Origin of the sequence: Bradyrhizobium sp. AZCC 1588 (genome assembly GCF_036924735.1) — a bacterium.
Classification (GTDB): Bacteria; Pseudomonadota; Alphaproteobacteria; order Rhizobiales; family Xanthobacteraceae; genus Bradyrhizobium.
In genome coordinates this window covers 148792-162720 of the sequence record NZ_JAZHSC010000001.1, presented here as the reverse complement: position 1 = coordinate 162720, position 13929 = coordinate 148792, and the positions used below count along the sequence as shown (strand labels likewise).

Genomic DNA, 13929 nt, shown 5'->3' with positions numbered 1-13929 from the left:
GTTATAACATAACAACGCATTGCGCGAAGCGGGGCGGGGATCAGTTCCGCGCGCAATCGCCCTAGATCTCTGTGTGGTCCAGGATCGTATGTTCTCCGGACCAGACCTTGTCTGCGTCGTAAATTCGCTCGCGGCGCTTGGACCTGAAGTCAATCCCAAGAATGATCTGGCCCATGGCCCTCTTTCCGCCACCGAAGAATCGGGACGGAATGGAGACGGGGAGCAGGGCGTCCTCCCGCGTTTGGGACTTGGTCATGAACGATCCTGGGTGTAATGTTGTAACAGCACAATACCTGTTATACTGTTACACCGTCAAGGTGAACGGAATGCATCGCAATCCAGATCCGCGCGGAACTCGCGCGCACGAAAAGACGCATGGTCACCCCGTCGATGGCGATGCAGTTGAGTCGCGCGCCCGCTCGTACGCGGTATCGAAAGGGGTGCCGTTCACGCCGATGCGCCAAAGCGTGCTTGCCTTGCTTGCGGCGTCCGGAAAGCCGATGAGCGCCTACGAGATCGCAGAGAAAGTGAGCGATGCGCGAAAGCTCAAAGCCGTGCAGGTCTACCGTGCGCTCGAATTCCTGCAGGAGGCAGGATGCGTCCATCGGCTGGCGTCCCGCTCGGCCTATTTCGCCTGCGATCATCTGCACGGAGAAGGCGAAACGGTTGTCTTCATGGTTTGCGCGCAATGTGGCGCGGTTCAGGAGGCGGCCTCCGAACTGGTGGCGCGCGGCTTGCGGGGCGCAGCGAAAACAACCGGCTTCAGGCCCCGACATCCGTCGATCGAGGTGGAGGGCGAGTGTGCGGAATGCGCGGGTACGCCCGAACGCTAACCCCATGGCTTGCCGCAGGATCAGTCAATCTCGCGGCTAGGCGCAAGGAGTATTTGCCGGCGAGCAGCGGCAAGCGTCATACCCCGTCTCGGCTTCACTGCAGTTGTCGATAGCTTTGGCGACTCTCCGTACCAGAGGTGTCCTGATCGGAAACGCTTTGGACAGTTACTCGATCGACCCGCGGGACGAGCGCGCAAGCGCGAGGCCGCCAAGCACGGACGCGAGCGCCAGCATCAACATGGCCCGCCACCAAATGCTCCAGTTGATTTCGCTTGCCGGCATCTCAATCCAATGCCACCGGGGCAATGATGACAGGTCATGCACGGTCATGGCGCGGCTCTCCAGGATTCTGGGAGAGAAATACTGCCGCCATTTTTTGTGAAAAGCCTCGGTCTGATCCTTGAAGGCGAGGAAACGGCGTGAATCGGTGCCGGCGATAGAGGTTAGCGCTTCATTGACGAGAATCGCAGGCGATAGCAAGCTCAGCCTGTCGACAAGTTTTTGCTGTTGCAGCAGTTGCTGATCAAAATGTTTCAAAAGCGGCTCGATTCGCTCATCGACGTTTTGCTTGGCCAGAAAAAATGCACGCATGCGCGAAGGCACTTCGATGCGTTCATTTTTTACCAGCAGCGCTTCTGGATCGGAGGCATAGCGATAATCCGCGCTATAGAGGTCCTCGTATTCACGCAATGATTCGGCGGTTGCGACGCGCGTGCGGTTGGCCAATTCGGTGCGGGAGGGGGCCGGGCTAACCAATCCCACGGCAAGGTTCATTGTCACCGGCAAGATGAGCACAAGAATCGTCCAGAGTGCCACCATGATCAACGCATTGGTCGAAGATGAGAGGCCAACGGTGTTGACCAAGGCCGCGACCGCGAACCAGAAACAAGGTATACGCCGCCACCAGCGCCGACCACGACAGCATCAAGACCAGTTGCTCCGCGCCGCGGGCTTCGGGACGGATCAAAAGCAGGACCACGAGCGGCACAGGAATGACGATCGCCAGCAGCGCAAGCATGCGCACGATGACTTTCCCGGTCATCAACGTTGCGATGGAAAGCGGTTGCGAACACAGCATGCGCAAGGTGCCATGTTCGCGCTCTGCCGACAGCAGGTTATACCCGAGCGTCGTAACCAGCAGAGGCAGTACGAATACGACAACGAAAGCGAGATCGAAGTGCCCGCTGAGCAGATTCCAGGGATTTTCGATTTCCGTGTCGTACATGAACTGAACTTTGCTCAAATAGGTGATGCGGTAATAATTGGGCATCATGTCCGACTGACCGATCGCCAGCGCCGCGAGCGGCGCGTTGGGCATCGTGGCGTAACGCCCGGACAAGGTGCCGGCCATGGCAGCGGGGTTCGCGGGATTGGAGAACGGTATCAGCGCGGTTTGGCCAGCGAGAACGGATTGGAGCATCCCGCTATTTGCCGTTTGGGTCTCTTGTTCGTGTTTGAGGACTTGAGCGACCATGCGGTCGCGGAGCGTTGCTTGCGCCAGTCCCACAAATAGTCCGTAACCCACCATGAGGGCCAGAACGCAACACACCAGCAGCAGCGTGCGGTCGCGGACAAGGATGCGGGCCTCGTGCAGTACGATCAGCGACAAGGTGGAGAGCGGGCGAGGCTGCATTGTCTTCATTCGACTGCCTAGCGCATCAGCGGACGGGAGAGCGCATACTGCGCGAGCGCGACGGAGAGGCAGAACATGACGGCGAGCAGCGCAAGGCTCGCCCAATGGTGCGCCAAGGCAAACGACACAGACGGAAGTTCATACTTGAATTGCGGCACGCTTGCCCACAGCTCGGGGCCAGCCTTGTAGGTGAAATGCGCATTACCCAAGCGATCGGCGTGTTCGATCAAGTCCTCACTGACAATGTTCTGAATCTTCCGCCGTTGGCCTTCGGCCGCGGTTGAGAAGTCGCGATGCTGGGAAAAGTCCGTTCCCGCCAGGCCCATGGAGAAGCCGCGGAGTGCAACGACCGGGGCAACAAGGCCGACCCACTCTTGCGCGCGTTGTTGACGCTCGAATGTGTCCCAAAGCCTGCCGAAGTTTTCATCAAGTGCGCCGTAACCCGCCTCGTCATCGACTTTCAGCGCCGCGCCCCACTTGCTGAGCGGAACCGATGGATCCCACGGCGTTCGCGCACCGAAGTGGATGGACCAGGCCTTGCGGCCAGCGTCTGCCACGTCGTGCGCGAGTTGATTGTCAAAGTCGAGCCGGGACGGCGTGGGATGGAGCAAATTCGTCGCCTCGGAGGCGGTGCGCGGAGCAATCAGCGTTGCGGCGACCCAGAAGCCCAGGAGCAAGACCAGGGCGGTCCGCGACGAATGCGCGAGTGCTGATACCGCCAGGGTCAGAAACACGAAAAAGCCGAGATAGAGGCCGTATCCCGCCGCGAGCCACGCAATCCGATAGACCACGTCCACGCGCTCTCCAGCGGGTAGGCGAGCAACGATGAGTACTGCAAACGCAAGGCCGACTGGAGCAATCAGAATGCCAACGCAGCTCGCGAGCGCCGCCGCTTTGCCGTAAAGAAGGCTCCGCGTGGGCGCGCCCAGGCTGAGCAGCTGGCGCAACGTTCCGCGTTCGCGCTCGTCGCTCACAGAGTTGAAGCCGATGACGATAATGAGCAGGGGAAGCAAAACCTGAAGAAGCCAAGCTGGCGATAACTCGCCGAACCGCTGCAAACCGGTTGCATCCTGGGCCGGCCGGAACTTGACTTCGCTCTGGCGATGCGCCTGTAGCCAGACGGTCGAGCCAACAAACGGCCCAATGCCGGGATCGAAGACGGCAAGCGATGGTTCAGGCTTGAACACATGCATGCCCTGTTCCGCCGCATCGTGCGGGTGCCGATAGCCTTGGTGAAGCCAGGCGTCATGGTCGAGGGCTTGGCCTGCCGACCGTTCGCTATTCAGCTGAACCTGCCGATTCCATCCGGCCGCCAGAGCCACCAGCATGAGGATGACGACCAGCCCTCCAGCCCAGAGCAGACGCCCGTCGCGGGTCAGCACGCGAAGATCTTTGGCGGCGATGATTGCGAACACGTCAACTCTTCATGTGCTTGAGGTACAGCGCTTCAAGATCGGCATGGCTGACCTCCTCGCTCCTGAGTTCTTCCACCAGCCGCCCTTGCTTCATGATGCCGATGCGGGTCCCGGTCTGCTTCGCGTGGAAGAGATCGTGTGTTGTCGTCAGGACGGTCACGCCGTCATTGCTGGCCTTGACGAGAAGCTCCGAGAACTCGTTGGCCGCGGACGGGTCAAGTCCTGAGGTGGGCTCGTCGAGCAAGAGGGCTTTGGCATTCTTGGCCAGTGCGATGGCAATTCCCACCTTCTGACGCATGCCTTTCGAGTAGGTCGCGACCCTGTCATCGGCTGCTTGGCGAGGCAGACCTGCCGCCTCGAGCAGTTCAAGCAGCCGCTGCCGCGGCAAATGCTCTCCGATTGCGAGTGAGGAGAAGAATGCCAGGTTCTCCAGACCTGAGAGCACGCCATAGAGCGTGACCTGTTCGGGGATATATGCAAGGAGCCGCTTCGTCTCCAGCGGCTGACGCGCGACATCGAGCTTGCCGATTTGCAGGCTGCCGGATGTCGGCTGGAGAAAATTCAGGAACAGATTGACCAGCGTCGTCTTGCCCGCGCCGTTCGCCCCCAAGAGGCAATAGATCTCGCCAGGCAGGACGCTGAGCGAGACATTATCTAGGGCACTCTTGGCGCCAAACTGCTTCGTCACTTCAATCGCATCGAGCATGGTTTCTCGTACACCTCCACTGGCCACGTCGGCCGCTCATCGAAGGTGGCCTCGTTCGGCACGCCAGCAATAGAGAGTAGTGAATTCGGCTTTTCACGCTCTGCGGTCGCATGGCGAGGCTCGTTGGGCTGCCTTGACGTATGTAACGTTATAACATTACATGTCCCTTGTGAAGCCTTGATGTGGTCGAGGTGGTTCGCGGGGTGGGGGCAAGCGTGCGTTACCTGTTGTGTTCGGTTTCTCTATCAGCTCTTTTGGCGGGCGTTCTGCTTTTTGGCTTGGCTGAAGCGCAAGCTCAGACGCCTTCGTCATCACCCGACCAGCCGGCGAGCTCGTTGCCACCTATTACCTTTGACGCGCCGCAGCGGCGACCAACGGCGAGAGTGCCGACGCTGTCGAATTCGCAAAGAGGCCGCATCTCCCGGACAAGCAGAAATCCGCGACCCTCAACCATCGCCGAGGCGTCACCGCAGTCGCAAGGGCAACAGCAGGTGCCGGCGCCGCCGCTGAACACAAATGTAGTTACGCCCAGCGCGAGCCGGCTGGGGCTGACCCCTCGGGAGATTCCCGCAACCGTCGAGGTCGTCGGAGCGGAAACGATCCGGGAGCAGGGCTACCACACCACGATCGACACGGTGAAAGGCGCAACTGGCGTGACCGCCAGCGACGCGCCGAACGACGTGTTGTTCTCCATGCGCGGTTTCCAGGGCGAACAGGTCAACGTGACTTACAATGGCGTCAATATCGGTCCGACGGGCTTCACGGCGCTGACCATGGAGACGTTCAACCTCGATCGGGTCGAATTTCTCAAGGGGCCATCTTCACTGATGTCAGGGCAGGGCGCGGTCGGCGGCGCCATCAACTACGTCACCAAGGCACCTTACACCGGACCGATCAGGAATGAAGCGTTCGTCGGTTTCGACTCGTTCGGCAGTGTTCGCACCGGCGTTGGCTCAGGAGGCAGCACCAACATCCAGGGCCTCGATTACCGGTTCGACATCAGCCGATCTGTGCAGAACGGCTTCATTGATGACACCGACACAAAGAATCTGCACGTATCTGGGCAACTGGATTATCGCCTCACGAATGCGTTCAAGGTTTTCGTCGCGACCGAATACAAGGACTACAATGCGCGGGTCTATGAAGGCACGCCGCTGGTCCCGGTCGCTTTTAGCGGTCCTTTCGCGACCACGGGCATCGTGTCCGGAACGAAAGTGTCCGATTATAACGGCACCAATCTCGGGCCTGTCACCATCGACAGCCGTACGCTGAAAACGAACTATAACGTGCTCGACAACCACAAGACCATCAAGGAGTCATGGGCGCGCGGAGGATTCGAGTGGGATCTAACGAGCAACGTCACCCTGAGAAGTCAGGTCTATAACTACAATGCCAGCCGCGACTGGTACAACAATGAGGTAAGTGCCTTCAACGCCGCCACCAACCTGGTTGATCGTGAACGGTTCTATGTCCATCACAACCAGAACATGGTCGGCAACAACACGGATCTCACCTGGAACACCAACGTTTTCGGAATGGAAAACCGCTTGGTGACGGCGCTCGAATTCTATCACCTGGATTTTTCAAGGCCCGGCGCGGCGAACTTTCCTTCTGATCAGGTGACGCTGGTCGATCCGTTCCGTGGCTATTATGGTTTGCTGACGACGCAGCGACAGACCGCCACCAGCGACAGCTTTGCGATCAACCTCGAAGACCGGCTGAAGGTTACGCACAACTTCGCGCTGATCGGCGGTCTCCGCTACAATCCCTTCCAGCTCGATCGAACATCAACCGACGTCAACGGTGTCAGCACGGCCGGTTTCCCCTACACCACAAGCTGGCAACCTGTGACCGGCCGCATCGGATACACGTGGGAAGCGATTCCGGGGACGACGTTCTACAGCCAATATGCGACGGCGAGCGACTTGTCGGTAGGCAGCATCTTCCTCTTGAGCCCGACGCAGCCGCTGACCTTGACGTCTGCCCGCAGCTACGAGACCGGTGTCAAGAATCTGTTGTGGAACGGTCGCGCCGAATGGACCTTTTCGGCTTTCGACATCGAGCGCAGCAATGTGTATTCGGCGCAGGTTGGCCAACGCCTCAACATCGCTGGAAAAGTCAAATCGCAGGGCGTGGAGTTCGCCGCGGCAGTGCGTCCGACCCCTGAGCTCAAGTTCTGGGGCAACGTCGCGTATGTCCACGCACGCTATGCCGACTACGAATTCACGGGCGGATCGTTCTCGGGAAATACCCCGCCGAATATTCCTGCCGTTGTCGTGAACGGCGGGGCCTCGTATCGTTTCCTTAATCCGGGTTGGCTGCCAGTCGAGCTCGGGGTTTCGGTTCGTCATGTCGGCGACCGGTATAGCACCGATGCCAATACGGTTAAGCTACTCGCCTATACGACGGCGGATGCCTTCGCCTTTATCGACATTCCGAAGTCACCGACATTCCCGAATTTTGACAGCACGCGCGTCACCTTCCGGGTACGTAACTTCACCGATGCGAAGTACGCGGCATGGAGCTCTCCATTCTATCCAGATCAGATCTTACTGGGGGCACCGCGGACCTACGAAGTCGGGGCGTCCTTCAAATTCTGATGGTGGTTCGCCCGTTGCGGGTCCTGGTCCTTATCCATCGCTGGCTGAGCATCCCGCTGTGCTTGCTGTTCCTGATGTGGTTTGCATCTGGGATCGTGATGCACTTTGTGCCATTTCCAGCGCTCACCGAAGCTGAGCGCTTCGGAGGATTGTCCGTCTTCGACGTTTCCAAGGTGAGGCAAAGTCCCGCCGAGGCTGTCGCGGCGAGCACGCTCAAAGGCGTCACGCGGGTGCGTCTGTGGCAGCGCAGCGACGGTCCGGTGTACCTGGTGTCGACTGCCTCCGGCATGAAAGCGCTGCATGCTGACGATCTGCGCGCGGCCGATATCGGCTCCGAGAAAGTGGCACTCGCAATCGGGTCCGAGCATGCGCGCTTGCGCGGCTTGAATCCTGCTGCGGCCACTTTCGTGGAACTGGCGGAATATGATCAATGGACGGTTCCGAACAGTCTCGACGGACACCGACCTCTCTATCGCATTGCTCTGAACGATGTTGCGGGAACCGAGCTGTACGTCTCGTCACGCACCGGCGAGATCGTGAGAGATACGACGCGCAGTGAACGCGCATGGAACTACGTTGGAAGCGTCGTCCATTGGATCTATCCGAGTGTGCTGCGCAAGAACTCGATGGCCTGGAACGTCACGGTCTGGTGGTTGTCCCTTGCTGCCGTCATCGCGGCATTGTCGGGCCTCATGGTAGGCCTGTTTCGTTTCAGGCGCGTGCGAGACCGTATCGTATCTCCCTTCCGAAAATGGCATGCTTGGCATCACTGGCTCGGACTGGCGTGCGCTGCGTTCGTGGTGACGTGGATTGTTAGCGGATGGCTATCGATGGACCATGGCCGTCTCTTTTCCACCGGCGTGCTTACCAGATCGGAAGCCGACCGGATCGCCGGGACGCCGGCATGGGTCGAACTGACCGCGACAGTGCCCGCATCGCTTTCACCGGCTACCCGTGAAATCGAGTGGTTTACTTTCGGCGGCCGCATCCATCAACGTAATCGAACGGGACTTGACGCGCAGCAGCTTTCCGTCGTCGTTCCAGCGTCTGCTTCACCTGCTTCCCCGTTCCTGCAAGCCGATCAGATCAATGTCGTCATCTCGCACGCCGTCGGTAGCTGCTCGGGCACTTCGGCTGTCGCGCCAGATGACCGTTACTTCCGTGCATCCGAAGTTGCATCGGCTCCCGTATATCGGTCCATATGCGGGGACGTTTGGTACCAAATCGATGGTGCCAGCGGCGCCAACCTGGAAAAGCTTGATGCGCAGCGTCGAACCTATCGCTGGCTGTATCGCGCGCTGCATACTTTCGATTTTCCTGCCTTGATGGCGCGCCCCAGCCTGCGGAGCGCGATTATTGTTGTTCTATGCGCGTTTGGAGCAGCGTTCAGCATCACCGGAATCGTGATTGCCTGGCGGCGACTGAGACTTGAATTTCGCTGACCGCTTCGAATGGCCCGCCTGCCCATGCGCTGCAAAGGCAGAGACCACAATCAATCGTGATGGGCCCCCAAAGGGGCTGTTGTGCGCCTGAATGTAACGTTATAACATTACGCATCGGGGCGATTTGATTGCGTGGCAATGAAGATAGACCAGCCGATTCCGGTGACGATCCTCACGGGCTTCCTGGGCTCGGGGAAATCCACGCTGCTCAATGAGCTCTTGGCCAGCGAGGGCTTTGCGGACACCGCCGTCATCACCAACGAGTTTGGCGATATATCGATCGATCATGACCTTGTTCGCGTGAACAAGCGGGAGCTGATGGTGACAACGACAGGCTGCCTCTGCTGCACAGCAGCCAGCGACATCAGGTCTTCCTTGTTCGAACTTTACGACGCTGTGGAGAGCAAGGCTGTCCCGCCGTTCAAGCGCGTGGTCGTCGAGACGACCGGGCTTGCCGATCCCGCTCCGATCATCAATCAGATCACACCGGGCGGTCTTCCGGCGGTCGGGTATCGGGACCATGTCGTGGCAAGATGCTTTCGACTGTCCGGCGTCGTCTGCGCAATCGACGTGACCATGATCGAAGAGACGATGGAGCGGCACTTCGAATGCATGAAGCAGGTGGCGTTTGCGGATAGTGTCGTGCTGACCAAGACGGATCTCGGCGCAGAAGCCGCCGCAGCTCCCGGTTTCTCCGGCCTGCTGCCGAAGATCCGGCAGATCAACGCTTCCGCGGCCATCGTGGACCGTCACGGGAACGACTTCGATCTCGCAGCGGTCTTTGCTCCGCGTCGCTACGTTCCCTCCGAACAGGGGGCCGATGTCGAGGGGTGGTTGGCCTTGGAGGTGGCGTTGGCCCAGCAGGGGCAAACTCACAACGATGCCACAGGCGCGAGCCGCCATGCGGCGGCTGGCATCCAGAGCCTGGCATTGCTCGAAAGCCGGCCCGTATCGCCGCGAAATCTCGCCACATTCATTGAACTGCTCAAGGCCGTAGGCGGCCCGCAATTACTCCGTCTGAAGGGGCTCGTTGGGCTGGAGGACGATCCGGAGCGGCCTGTTGTCGTACACGGCGTTCAGCATGCGATTCAACAGTACCGGCTTCCGGCCTGGCCCTCGGACGATCGTCGCACGCGAATGGTCGTCATCGCTCACGGCCTTGATGAAGCGGTCGTCAAGAATCTGTTCACGGCGATAACAGGCATTTCAGCGCGCGCAAAGGCGCAGTTGGTGCTCACGGTCGCGGGTCTGAGCGTTCTCGGTTTTGCGCTTGTCGCAGGGCTATTGCTGTTGCTTCACGAGCGCGCCACTGCCCAGTTTGAACCCAAACCTGTGATTCAGAACGCAACGAGACCTCAACGCTGAAAGGGCCACGCATGAACAATGTGATTTCACAAACACCGGTCACCGTCCTCACCGGGTACCTGGGCGCAGGGAAGACAACTTTGCTGAACCGTATCCTGACCGAGACCCACGGTAAGCGTTATGCGGTGATTGTGAACGAGTTTGGCGAGGTCGGAATTGACAATGATCTGATCGTCAATGCGGACGAAGAAATATTCGAAATGAACAACGGGTGCATCTGCTGCACGGTGAGAGGTGATCTCATCAGGATTCTCGAAGGACTCATGAAGCGGCGCGGCAAGTTTGACGGGATCATCGTGGAGACCACCGGGCTTGCTGACCCGGCGCCCGTGGCGCAAACCTTTCTTGTAGATGACGACGTTCGTCGTAACACGAAACTCGATGCCATCGTCACGGTCATCGACGCAAAGCACCTCCTCGGAGAGATCGACCAGGCGCACGAAGCGCAAGAGCAGATCGCATTCGCCGACGTTGTCTTGCTCAACAAGACCGATCTGGTCTCGGAGGCGGACCTTAAGCTCGTCGAGGCAAGGATTCGTTCAATTAATCCCTATGCGATGATCCATCGCACCGAACGTTGCGCCCTTGACCTCGAAAAAGTCCTGGATCGGAATGCGTTCGATCTCAACAGGGTTCTTGAATTCGAGCCTGGCTTTCTCAGTGAAGCTCACGACCATGAGCACGACAGTCACGTAAAGAGCCTGTCATTGACGACGCAGACACCTCTCATTCCTGAGAAATTTTTCCCCTGGATGCAGGAGACCGTTCGTCAGTTCGGGACCGATATTCTGCGGCTGAAGGGCATCATCCAATTCCAGGACGATCCCGATCGCTTTGTTATTCAGGGAGTGCACATGTTGCTCGAAGGAGACCATCAACGCCCCTGGAAACCCGATGAGCCGAGAACAAGCCGCCTGGTCTTCATCGGGCGCGATTTGCCGGAGGACGTCTTGAAGGCAGGCTTTGAGCAGTGTCGGGGCTCAAGTCACTGATTGAAGGCACGGGTGATGCACCAAGCTTGCAGCATGGCAGCGGAATTTGTCCGTTGCCATGCTGAGGCTGACAGCCCTCGCAAATCCATTCGGACGCCAAAAGCATGCCAAAGATTGCCTTACCTATGGGGCGGCGGGTCCAAAGAATCGGCTATCCTCAGGCAGTTCAGGAATTAAAGCTGCAGACGCAGAAGCTGTTGGGCTTGTCGAATGACGTGACTATCTCGGTTAGCGAGTTGACCTGTCGAGAGCCAGGATGTCCCGATGTGGAAACCGTCGTCGCGATCTTGAGAGAAGGGGAAAGGCCAATAATTGCAAGAATCCACAAATCGATTCCCGACGTCACTCTCGATGAACTGAAAGAAGCGCTTGATCTGAGACTTCGTACCTAGAGCGCGCTTTCACGGACATTTCACCGGGATATTGTTGGCGAAAAGTTTCCCCGAAGCTGCTCGATGCATCGAGCGGAGCGTTGTCGAGTTGGCCGAGCCGCAACTGTTCGGCCGGAGTCGGCTGAGCGGCAGATCGAAGGTCAGCAGAACTCCTTCAAGGACTCTACGTTCAGTTGGGCGAGCGAAGCCAATTCCTCGCGCGTAAACTGGCCTTTCTTCGCATGCGCGGTTCGACACCGAAGCTCTTGGACGCCTCGGCGCAGTTCGCTCCCAGATTTCGCCGCGCCTGATCCTCCGTGGAGGGCTGTCTTTCATTTGGAAACGGCTGCCAACCCATTGGAATTACTTGAGCGACTTTTCAGCCTTTTTTCCAAATGCGCCCCGAAATCGTTGGATAATCAAACTGATTTTGATTCCGCCATTCGGGCGTCCGACCCGTCCGGCTGCAGCCAGCACTTAAAGCGGCGAGTTCGTTATTAGATCAGCTCTTTTCGGGGCTAAATTTTAAGGTGCGTTTGGAAAGCACTGCAGCGTCGGTTCTTTCCCTCTGCGGGCGAGAATGTTGTCAGCCGTGATGGTCCCGTTGCGAGGATAACGTGGGATGGCGCGCGTCGCGCGGGGCTGGCCGTTGGGATGGGTCGCGGCTAAGCTTGGGCTTCAAATCTACCAGATCGATGAAAGCGTCGGCCTGACGCCGAAGTTCATCGCCGATCATCGGAGGATGGGTGGCAATGGTTGAGACGACAGTGACGCGAACGCCTCGACGTTGGATCGCCTCCACCAATGGGCGGAAGTCGCCGTCACCTGAGAACAGAATCATCTGATCGATATGCTCGGCAAGCTCCATGGCATCAACAGCGAGTTTGATGTCCATGCTGCCCTTCATCTTGCGATGGCCGCTGGTGTCGGTGAACTCCCTGGTTGTTTTGGTTACCACCGTGTAGCCGTTGTAGTCGAGCCAATCGATCAAGGGTCGGATCGATGAATATTCCTGATCCTCGATGATCGCGTTGTAGTAGAACGCCCGAAGTATCGTGCCGCGACTTTGGAACTCCTTGAGCAGTCGCTTGTAGTCCACATCGAAACCAAGCGTCTTGCTGGCCGCATAAAGATTGGGGCCATCGATAAGTAGCACGATCTTGGTACAGCAAGATGACATTCAAACAATGGCTCCCAGATCGGACAGCAAGGCATTAGAGACATCAGTTCACGTTGTGTGTTTCGCGCGGCCGGCCGACGCGGCGTAAGGGCCGCGCAACCCGTCACCGTGCCCAGAGTTCTTTGACCGCTGCAAGACTGCCGGCCGCGCGCCGAACCTTTCCGGCGAGCCGCGGATAGCGTCGCAGTCTCTCCACGGCGTGGTCGCGCAACACATAGGGCATGCCGCGCCAGGAAAGGGCGATACCGACATCCGTCAACGGAAGAGGTTGCGCGCCAAAACGCCGCTTGTAATCGTAATTGCCGATGCTGAAATCAAAGTGCCGCACACCTTGCCCGTGCAAGGCGGCCATCGTCCGCTCGATGCAAAGCCGGCTCGGTGAGAAATTGGACCACTGCTCTCCGGCGTTGGTGTTCCGCAGCATAGAATAGTGCGGGCCGTGCCTGAATCCCAGGGTGGTGGCCACGACGCCGTCGTCGCAGATCAACGCCGAAACCACGGCGTAGCCTTCCGCAAGACCGCGACTGACGACGTCGCGATAGAACTTCGCGCGACGGGGTTCGTCGAGAACGAATTTCTTTCCCAACTGCTTCATGCGCTTGTGCTGTTGGCAATCCATCACATCGAGAATCCGCAGCGCTTCGTCGACGGTGGTGGCGATTTCAAATCGGGCTCCGGGGTGGCGGGTGAAGACGCGCCAGCACCGCGGCATCTGTATTTTGCGGATCGAGGCGCGATAGACTTCGAAATCATCGCCGAGTTCGACGAGATTGCCGTTCACCGAGCAGGATCGGGCGCCCTCGATCTCCGCCAACGGATTGGGACGCCCACGGATTTCAAGCGGCATCTTTTTCAGCCGGATCAGGTCGGGACGATCAGGCAATTGGCGCAATGCCGCCAGCAGCGCGGAACCGATCGTGTGCAAGCTTGCGGCAACATGCGGCGCGTTGGATGCCAGTATCGGCGCGTTGTAGTCGCTCAGGCCCAGATCCGCGAACTCGATCGAGCGAACGCCGTGTTGATTGCGGCACACCAGCGGAACGAGTGCGACATCGCGCTGCGTACTCGTGTCGCTGATGATGGCAATCACGGGATCGACGGTGTCGAAGGCGCGATACCACGCATCGAGCCAGTGCCTGTGTTGAAAGACCGTGGCGTCGCCGCCGTTGCCCCAGCGCGCCGAGGCTTTGGTCCAGTCGCGGACAAACTCTACGCGGAACGACGCGGCCTGCCTCCCAGGCTCTGGAACAGCCAACTTGGCCATGCTTCTCACTCACCGCTAAATCGATTGCGCTTGTCTCCGACGGGCGATCGTGATGATGCCGTCTGCCTCCGTGTCGTAGGAAAATCGCCGTCGCGTGGCGGAGCAGTGAGATATCCGTGCCGGCGCGC

Annotated in this window: 13 protein-coding genes; 6 read left to right on the top strand and 7 right to left on the bottom strand. The window is 58.9% G+C overall.

Annotated features, from left to right (window positions below):
* Window positions 1-61: 61 nt before the first annotated feature.
* Window positions 62-256 carry a hypothetical protein gene (locus V1277_RS00665; RefSeq protein WP_334414625.1) on the bottom strand — a complete coding sequence of 65 codons (195 nt, stop codon included), beginning with the start codon at window positions 254-256 and terminating at the stop codon, window positions 62-64.
* Between V1277_RS00665 and V1277_RS00660 the strand changes: the two genes are divergently transcribed.
* Complete coding sequence (locus V1277_RS00660) at window positions 255-833, top strand: Fur family transcriptional regulator (RefSeq protein WP_334414624.1); 579 nt, start codon at window positions 255-257, stop codon at window positions 831-833. The genes V1277_RS00665 and V1277_RS00660 overlap by 2 nt on opposite strands.
* A 165-nt stretch (window positions 834-998) precedes the next feature.
* Here the strand turns inward: V1277_RS00660 and V1277_RS00655 are convergent, their stop codons facing one another.
* Genes V1277_RS00655 through V1277_RS00640 form a run of 4 tightly spaced genes read right to left on the bottom strand, consistent with a single transcriptional unit; the run spans window position 999 to window position 4587 of the window.
* Window positions 999-1607, bottom strand: coding sequence for a DUF3526 domain-containing protein (locus V1277_RS00655; RefSeq protein WP_334414623.1), 609 nt, complete (start codon window positions 1605-1607; stop codon window positions 999-1001).
* Window positions 1582-2475, bottom strand: coding sequence for an ABC transporter permease (locus V1277_RS00650; protein ID WP_334414622.1), 894 nt, complete (start codon window positions 2473-2475; stop codon window positions 1582-1584). The genes V1277_RS00655 and V1277_RS00650 overlap by 26 nt, the downstream gene beginning before the upstream one ends.
* Window positions 2476-2483: 8 nt before the next feature.
* On the bottom strand, window positions 2484-3881 hold the full coding sequence (locus V1277_RS00645) for an ABC transporter permease subunit (RefSeq protein WP_334414621.1): 1398 nt from the start codon (window positions 3879-3881) through the stop codon (window positions 2484-2486).
* 1 nt (window position 3882) lies between these two features.
* Window positions 3883-4587, bottom strand: coding sequence for an ABC transporter ATP-binding protein (locus V1277_RS00640; RefSeq protein ID WP_334414620.1), 705 nt, complete (start codon window positions 4585-4587; stop codon window positions 3883-3885).
* A 215-nt stretch (window positions 4588-4802) separates the two neighbouring features.
* On the opposite strand from V1277_RS00640, the gene V1277_RS00635 reads away from it, so the two are divergent.
* The 5 genes from V1277_RS00635 (at window position 4803) to V1277_RS00615 (ending at window position 11378) form a co-directional block, all read left to right on the top strand.
* The gene (locus V1277_RS00635) at window positions 4803-7187 is read left to right on the top strand and encodes a TonB-dependent receptor domain-containing protein (protein WP_334414619.1); all 2385 of its coding nucleotides are present in this window, start codon (window positions 4803-4805) and stop codon (window positions 7185-7187) included.
* Window positions 7188-7201: 14 nt separating this feature from the next.
* Window positions 7202-8629: a PepSY domain-containing protein gene (locus V1277_RS00630; RefSeq protein WP_334414618.1), complete on the top strand. Its 1428-nt coding sequence runs from the start codon at window positions 7202-7204 to the stop codon at window positions 8627-8629.
* 138 nt (window positions 8630-8767) lie between these two features.
* Window positions 8768-9994 carry a CobW family GTP-binding protein gene (locus V1277_RS00625; RefSeq protein WP_334420250.1) on the top strand — a complete coding sequence of 409 codons (1227 nt, stop codon included), beginning with the start codon at window positions 8768-8770 and terminating at the stop codon, window positions 9992-9994.
* 11 nt (window positions 9995-10005) lie between these two features.
* Window positions 10006-10986: a CobW family GTP-binding protein gene (locus V1277_RS00620; RefSeq protein WP_334382758.1), complete on the top strand. Its 981-nt coding sequence runs from the start codon at window positions 10006-10008 to the stop codon at window positions 10984-10986.
* Window positions 10987-11090: 104 nt separating this feature from the next.
* On the top strand, window positions 11091-11378 hold the full coding sequence (locus V1277_RS00615) for a nitrate reductase (protein ID WP_334414617.1): 288 nt from the start codon (window positions 11091-11093) through the stop codon (window positions 11376-11378).
* 565 nt (window positions 11379-11943) lie between these two features.
* Here V1277_RS00615 and V1277_RS00610 read toward each other — a convergent pair.
* Entirely contained in the window at window positions 11944-12537 is a 594-nt protein-coding gene (locus tag V1277_RS00610) for a LabA-like NYN domain-containing protein (protein WP_334414616.1), read from the bottom strand.
* 103 nt (window positions 12538-12640) lie between these two features.
* Window positions 12641-13801, bottom strand: coding sequence for a GNAT family N-acetyltransferase (locus V1277_RS00605; protein WP_334414615.1), 1161 nt, complete (start codon window positions 13799-13801; stop codon window positions 12641-12643).
* Window positions 13802-13929 lie beyond the last annotated feature (128 nt).

Coding starts and splice junctions, on each gene's coding strand:
- V1277_RS00660 (WP_334414624.1), top strand. CDS start 255: ATGAACGATCCTGGGTGTAATGTTGTAACAGCACAATACCTGTTATAC.
- V1277_RS00665 (WP_334414625.1), bottom strand. CDS start 256: ATGACCAAGTCCCAAACGCGGGAGGACGCCCTGCTCCCCGTCTCCATT.
- V1277_RS00655 (WP_334414623.1), bottom strand. CDS start 1,607: ATGAACCTTGCCGTGGGATTGGTTAGCCCGGCCCCCTCCCGCACCGAA.
- V1277_RS00650 (WP_334414622.1), bottom strand. CDS start 2,475: ATGAAGACAATGCAGCCTCGCCCGCTCTCCACCTTGTCGCTGATCGTA.
- V1277_RS00640 (WP_334414620.1), bottom strand. CDS start 4,587: ATGCTCGATGCGATTGAAGTGACGAAGCAGTTTGGCGCCAAGAGTGCC.
- V1277_RS00625 (WP_334420250.1), top strand. CDS start 8,768: ATGAAGATAGACCAGCCGATTCCGGTGACGATCCTCACGGGCTTCCTG.
- V1277_RS00620 (WP_334382758.1), top strand. CDS start 10,006: ATGAACAATGTGATTTCACAAACACCGGTCACCGTCCTCACCGGGTAC.
- V1277_RS00615 (WP_334414617.1), top strand. CDS start 11,091: ATGCCAAAGATTGCCTTACCTATGGGGCGGCGGGTCCAAAGAATCGGC.
- V1277_RS00610 (WP_334414616.1), bottom strand. CDS start 12,537: ATGTCATCTTGCTGTACCAAGATCGTGCTACTTATCGATGGCCCCAAT.
- V1277_RS00605 (WP_334414615.1), bottom strand. CDS start 13,801: ATGGCCAAGTTGGCTGTTCCAGAGCCTGGGAGGCAGGCCGCGTCGTTC.